Source organism: Sinorhizobium sp. NG07B (assembly GCF_002532005.1).
Lineage (GTDB): Bacteria > Pseudomonadota > Alphaproteobacteria > Rhizobiales > Rhizobiaceae > Sinorhizobium > Sinorhizobium fredii_C.
Window position 1 is genome coordinate 1 of the sequence record NZ_NWTD01000023.1, and the last position, 4,192, is coordinate 4,192.

Annotated in this window: 4 protein-coding genes; all 4 read left to right on the forward strand. The window is 61.2% G+C overall.

Features of this window, described 5'->3' with window-relative positions; all coding sequences use genetic code 11:
* Nucleotides 1-837: 837 nt before the first annotated feature.
* The 4 genes from CO664_RS28915 to CO664_RS28930 are packed head-to-tail and all read left to right on the forward strand — an operon-like array spanning nucleotide 838 to nucleotide 4,137.
* Nucleotides 838-1,233, forward strand: coding sequence for a transposase (locus CO664_RS28915; RefSeq protein ID WP_097528128.1), 396 nt, complete (start codon nucleotides 838-840; stop codon nucleotides 1,231-1,233).
* On the forward strand, nucleotides 1,230-1,577 hold the full coding sequence (gene tnpB / locus CO664_RS28920; RefSeq protein ID WP_097528127.1) for an IS66 family insertion sequence element accessory protein TnpB: 348 nt from the start codon (nucleotides 1,230-1,232) through the stop codon (nucleotides 1,575-1,577). The genes CO664_RS28915 and tnpB overlap by 4 nt, the downstream gene beginning before the upstream one ends.
* A gap of 45 nt (nucleotides 1,578-1,622) precedes the next feature.
* Nucleotides 1,623-3,266 (forward strand): IS66 family transposase, encoded by a 1,644-nt coding sequence (locus tag CO664_RS28925; protein ID WP_097528126.1) that lies wholly within the window; start codon nucleotides 1,623-1,625, stop codon nucleotides 3,264-3,266.
* 19 nt (nucleotides 3,267-3,285) lie between these two features.
* Nucleotides 3,286-4,137, forward strand: a complete 852-nt coding sequence (locus CO664_RS28930) for a PhzF family phenazine biosynthesis protein (RefSeq protein WP_097528125.1) — start codon at nucleotides 3,286-3,288, stop codon at nucleotides 4,135-4,137.
* Nucleotides 4,138-4,192 lie beyond the last annotated feature (55 nt).

A 4,192-nucleotide genomic window follows, 5' to 3' on the forward strand; every position in this document is an offset into this window, starting at 1 on the left:
GTCATCTCTCCGTGTCGCGTTTTGGCTGCGCGTAATGGGAAACGGGCAAGACGGTGCGCAGCCCCTCTTCGTCATCCTATGCTATAGGATCCTCTTTGAGCGTGCTGCACGGTCTGACATCAATTCTTCACACTGTTGAAGAGCCGATTAGATTCCGTCCAACGACTATCGAAGAATAATGTATGAGGGAGAGTAATTTATACCAAACCGTCGTGACCCCTGAAACGTGGATGATTCAAAGCGCTGCGGTATGAAATGCTGCCAGCTGTTGTGAGAACTTCGGGAGGTCGCCAGACGCGGACCTACTCCAGGTAGGGAATTGTCAAACGGGAAACGCCGACAACCAGCATGGCCATGCCTGAAGCAACGGTCAGCTCCGGGAAAAGGCTCTTAGGACGATATCGATCCGGCTTGGTTTTGAAGTGCACCCCACATTTGGGCCACCGGGAGCTGGAATTCTCAGGGTTAGGGCTCAGTTCGGCTGGGGAGCCGATGACCGTTCATGAGCGAAATCGGCACCTTTATGGCGATGGCACTGTGTAGCCGGAACTCGCTCACGACAGGATGACAGAACGCCGACGAACCAGAGGTCCGGGAGCTTTTGTGTCTGTGGCGTCCCTGGTTCGGGCGGTTCGTCTAGGTCCATGAGGCGCTGGCGAAAAGAAGGGCTATTTTCCGTCGCCGCCCACGCCTTCTGGCGCTTCTTTTAATCGGCTCGTTCAAGTCCCGGCGTGAATGTTCCACCGACCCGGAAGTGTAGTACCCATCCGGTGACGGCCGCCTTGCTGAGGCAGGCTGAAGGCTGCAAGTCCTAGTGCAAACACTAGGAGTAGTCCTATGACGAAGCATCAGATTGAAGTGATCACATCGGTCGAGCGTCGTCGGCGCTGGTCTCGGGAGGAGAAGGAGCGGCTGGTCGCGGCGACGCTTGAGCCAGGCGCAAGCGTTTCCGAGATCGCTCACTCGGCCGGCATCCATGTGAGCCAGCTCTTCCGCTGGCGCAAGGAACTCTGCCAAATCTCCGCGCCGTCCGTCCCGCAACTGGTTCCGGTGGAGGTCGTCGAAGCGCTTCCAGCGCCGCCGACCAGGGCGGAGCCACCGCCGGTCTCTCGGTCGCGCAAGAAAGCAAGCATGGTGACGATCGAGCTTGGCGGTGGGCGTCGTCTCCGGGTCGAGAGTGACGTCGACACCGAAGCCTTGGCGCGGATCCTCGATGTCCTGGAGCGGCGATGATCCCGGTTCCGAGTGGTGTGAAGGTCTGGCTCGCCACGGGCTTTACGGACATGCGGAGAGGCTTCCCCGGCCTGTCGCTGCTGGTGCAGGAGACGTTGAAGCGCGATCCGATGAGCGGCCATCTGTTCGTCTTCCGGGGGCGGAGCGGCGGCCTGATCAAGGTGATCTGGCACGACGGCCAGGGTGCCTGCCTATTCACGAAGAAGCTCGAGCGCGGCCGCTTCATCTGGCCGTCGGCGGCCGACGGCACGGTGGTGATCACGCCCGCGCAGCTCGGCTATTTGCTCGAAGGCATCGACTGGCGAATGCCGCAAAAAACTTGGCGTCCGACGTCGGCGGGATGAGCAAAACCGCTGGCATGGCGGGAGCGAATATGATTCCATCCCGCCATGACCGATGCGGCCGATCAGCTTCCCGACGACCTTGCCAGTGCGCATGCGATGATCCTCGCCGAGCGCGCGGCCCGTCGTGAGGCGGAAGCGCTCGCCGCCCGCGCGCAGGCGGTAAACTCGCATTCGGATGCGCTGATCGCCCGGCTGAGGCTGGAGATCGAGAAGCTGAAGCGCGACATCCATGGCAGCCGGTCGGAGCGCAAAGCCCGGCTTCTCGAACAGATGGAACTGCAGCTTGAGGAGCTGGAAGCCGACGCCAGCGAAGACGAACTGGCGGCGGAGATGGCCGCACGCTCCTCGACGGTCAGGGCCTTCGAGCGCAAGCGTCCGTCGCGCAAACCTTTCCCCGCGCATCTGCCGCGCGAGCGCGTCGTCATCGCCGCTCCATCAAACTGCCCGTGCTGCGGTTCGGGCAAGCTGGCAAAGCTGGGCGAAGACATCACTGAGACGCTGGAGGTGATTCCGCGCCAGTGGAAGGTGATCCAGACCGTGCGCGAGAAGTTTACCTGCCGCGAATGTGAGAAGATCACCCAGCCGCCGGCACCCTTCCATGTGACGCCGCGCGGCTTTGCCGGACCGAACCTCTTGGCGATGATCCTGTTCGAGAAGTTCGGTCAACATCAGCCGCTGAACCGGCAGAGCGAGCGCTATGCCCGCGAGGGCATCGACCTCAGCCTGTCGACGCTCGCCGACCAGGTCGGGGGCTGCGCCGCGGCATTAAAGCCGGTGCATGGACTGATCGAAGCGCATGTCCTTGCCGCCGAGCGTTTGCATGGCGATGACACCACCGTGCCGATCCTCGCCCGCGGTAAGACCGATACCGGTCGCATCTGGACCTACGTCCGGGACGACCGGCCGTTTGGCGGGCAATCGCCGCCGGCGGCACTCTATTATGCCTCGCGCGATCGGCGGCAGGAACATCCCGCGCGCCATCTCAAAACCTTCACCGGTATTCTGCAGGCGGACGCCTATGGCGGCTACAACCCATTGTTCAAGGTGGATCGCGATCCCGTTCCGCTGACGCAGGCGCTGTGCTGGGCACATTCACGGCGCAAGTTCTTCGTGCTCGCTGACATCGCCACCAATGCCAAGCGCGGGAAGAACGCCGCGCCGATCTCGCCGGTCGCGCTGGAGGCGGTCAAACGCATCGATGCACTGTTCGACATCGAGCGCGAGGTCAACGGACTTGCCGCCGATGAGCGGCTGCAGCGCCGTCGGCAGGAAAGCCAGTCAATCGTCGATGCGCTCGAGGAATGGCTACGGGCCGAGCGGGCAAAGCTGTCGCGCAGTTCACCCGTGGCTGAGCCGATCGATTACATGCTGAAGCGCTGGGATGGCTTCACGTCCTTCCTCAATGACGGTCGAATTTGCCTGACGAACAATGCAGCCGAGCGGGCGCTTCGCGGCTTCGCTCTCGGCCGCAAGTCATGGCTCTTCGCCGGATCAGACCGCGGGGCCGAACGAGCCGCCTTCATGGCAACTCTGATCATGACTGCCAAGCTAAACGACATCGATCCGCAGGCATGGCTTGCCGATGTTCTCGCTCGTATCGCCGACACGCCGATCGCGCGCCTCGAGCAATTGCTCCCGTGGAACTGGGCCGTCAACCAAAACTGCACCGAATGCGGCAAAGCCGCGTAAATTGAGAACGTAGGACATCATGGTGAGACGCGGAAACACGAAGTTTTCATTCCAGCAGGTTGACGTTTTCTCCTCCAAAGCTTTGCTAGGTAACCCGCTGGCGGTTGTCATCGGAGCAGATTCCTTGACTGCATCCGAGATGGCTGCTTTCGCACGCTGGACGAACCTTAGCGAAACGACCTTCCTTCTCCAGCCGAGGGCGGCGGATGCCGACTACCGTGTTCGCATCTTTACGCCTGTTGCTGAGTTGCCCTTCGCGGGCCACCCCACTTTGGGGAGTTGCCATGTATGGCTGTCTTCCGGTGGAAGTCCAAAGAGTGGCGACATTGTCCAGGAGTGCGAGGCAGGACTAATCCACATTCGGCGCGACAATGAACGACTTTGCTTCGAAGCCCCCGAACTGCGCCGCTCGGGTCCGGTGGAACTCGACATACTGACGCGAGCCATCAAAGGGCTGCGATTGACCTTTGATGACATCATCGACGCCAACTGGGTGGACAATGGCCCCGGCTGGCTCGCTGTTCTGCTACGCTCCAGGGCTGACGTCCTGGCGCTGCGCCCGGATTTCGCCGTTCTGTCCGGATTGCGGGTCGGTGTCGTTGCTCCCTGGGATCCTACGAATGATGGGCGGGATGCGGATTTCGAGGTGCGTGCCTTTACCGCGGCCGGTTTTGAAGATCCGGTAACCGGCAGCTTAAACGCTGGCATCGCTCAATGGTTAATTGGCAACGGCATCGCGCCTCCGTCATACATTGCCAGCCAGGGTACCGTCCTTGGACGGGAAGGACGTGTTCATGTGGAGCTGGTCGAAGATCAGATTTGGATCGGTGGCGACGTTACGACATGTATCGAGGGCGTTGCAGCTCTTTAATTTGAACGCCCCCTAGCGAAATCGAAGCCACCGCGGCCTCGGCCGTATGGTTACG

Excerpts from the sequence above, each read along its gene's own strand:
- CO664_RS28915 (WP_097528128.1), top strand. The coding sequence starts at position 838 with ATGACGAAGCATCAGATTGAAGTGATCACATCGGTCGAGCGTCGTCGG.
- tnpB (WP_097528127.1), top strand. The coding sequence starts at position 1,230 with ATGATCCCGGTTCCGAGTGGTGTGAAGGTCTGGCTCGCCACGGGCTTT.
- CO664_RS28925 (WP_097528126.1), top strand. The coding sequence starts at position 1,623 with ATGACCGATGCGGCCGATCAGCTTCCCGACGACCTTGCCAGTGCGCAT.
- CO664_RS28930 (WP_097528125.1), top strand. The coding sequence starts at position 3,286 with ATGGTGAGACGCGGAAACACGAAGTTTTCATTCCAGCAGGTTGACGTT.